Here is a 1,675-nt window from a genome sequence, read left to right as displayed (position 1 = left end):
CGCAGTTCACCGCCCTCCGCCGGCCGGCCGCGCCGCCGCCGGACCGCCCGGTGCCGGAGGCGCTCGCCGCCCGCGGCCGGCCCGGTGCGCAGCGCCAGCCAGAGCCGTACCTCCGCGCCGCCCAGCACCGAGCGGCCGATCCGCACGTCCCCGCCGGTCGACTCGGCGACCCGCCGCACGATGTCCAGGCCCAGCCCCGTCGACCCCGGCCCGCCCTGCCCCCGCCCGCGGGTCAGCGCCGCCGCGGGGTCGGGGATGCCGGGGCCGGCGTCGGAGGCGAGCACGATGACGGCGTTGCCGGCGTGGTGCACGTCGACGGAGAAGGCCGTGCCCTCCGGGGTGTGCCGGAAGACGTTGCCGACGAGCGCGTCGATCGCGGCGACCAGCTCGGCGCGCGCGACCGGCACCTGCGCCGGCCGGTCCGCCCCGGCCAGCCGCACGGGCCGCCGCTCGTCCTCGGCCAGCGCCGACCAGAACTCCATCCGCTCCCTGATGACCGCGGAGACGTCGCAGCCGACCACCGCCGCCGCCCGCTGCCCGGCGGGCCCGCCGCGCTGCTCGCGCACGGTGGCGATGATGTGGTCGATCTCGCGCTCCAGCTGGGTCACCGCCTGCCGGGTCTGCTCGGCGGCGCCGCTGTCGCCGAGGGAGGCGGCGTTGAGCCGCAGCACGGTCAGCGGGGTGCGCAGCCGGTGCGAGAGGTCGGCGGCCAGCTCCCGCTCGTTGGCGAGGAGCAGCGCGACCTGGTCGGCCATCGAGTTGAACGCCGCGGCCGCCGAGCGCAGTTCGGACGGCCCGGACTCCTCGACCCGGACGCCGAGCCGGCCCTCCCCCAGGTCGTGCGCGGCGCCCGCGAGCCGGCGCGCGGGCCGTACCATCCGGGTGCCGAGCCGGTCCGCGACGGCGACGGAGCCGGCGACCAGCGCAAGGCCGACCCCCGCCAGCACCAGCCATGCCAGCGCCACGCCCTCGGTCAGCTCGCCCGCCGGCACGAACACCTCCACGACCGCGACCCGGCCGCCCTCGACGGCGATGGGCTGCAGCAGCGCGTGCCCGCCGTCGACGGCGACCAGCGACGACGTGCCGGCGCCGGAGGCGCGCTCCACGTCGGCCGCGCCGGCCCGCGGCTCGCCGAGCCGTACCGCGGACATGTCCGCCCCGGTCCCGCGCGGCACGTGCACCGCGATCCGCCCGGCCGCGCCGGCCCGGGTGCTGCCGACCGCGCGCTCCAGCTGCGCGGCGTCGGTGGTGATCGCCAGGGCCGGGCCGATGCCGGCGGCGATCCGCTCGGCGTTGGTCAGCGCCCGGTCGCGGGCCATCTCCTTGACGACGAGCCCGAGCGGCACGGCGAACGCGACCACGACCATCACCGTGACCGCCAGGCAGACCTTGACCAGCGCCCACCTCATGACTGCCCTCGCGACTGCCTCATAGCGGAGGGCTCCCGGGCGGCGGCTCCAGCTTCACGCCGACGCCGCGCAGGGTGTGCAGGTAGCGGGGGTTGGCGGCGGTCTCGCCCAGCTTGCGGCGCAGCCAGGACAGATGGACGTCGATGGTCTGGTCGTCACCGTACGACTGCCGCCACACCTCGGACAGCAGCTCCCGGCGGGGTACGACCACGCCGGGCCGCCCGGCGAGGAACGCCAGCAGGTCGAACTCGCGGCGGGTCAGGTCC

The 1,675-nt window shown here is 77.9% G+C and carries 2 protein-coding genes; both read right to left on the bottom strand.

What is annotated here, in order from left to right:
• Positions 1-1,409: HAMP domain-containing sensor histidine kinase (locus tag ABD317_RS36675; protein ID WP_344296351.1), on the bottom strand; the 1,409-nt coding region annotated here is incomplete at its 3' end.
• Between the two features lie 19 nt (positions 1,410-1,428).
• Positions 1,429-1,675, bottom strand: a 247-nt coding sequence (locus ABD317_RS36670; RefSeq protein ID WP_344296347.1) for a winged helix-turn-helix domain-containing protein, incomplete at its 5' end; no start/stop codon positions are given.

The sequence above is a fragment of the Streptomyces synnematoformans genome (genome assembly GCF_039531005.1).
Classification (GTDB): domain Bacteria; phylum Actinomycetota; class Actinomycetes; order Streptomycetales; family Streptomycetaceae; genus Streptomyces; species Streptomyces synnematoformans.
Note: the sequence above shows the minus strand (reverse complement) of the source record. Positions and strands in the feature narration are given on the sequence as shown.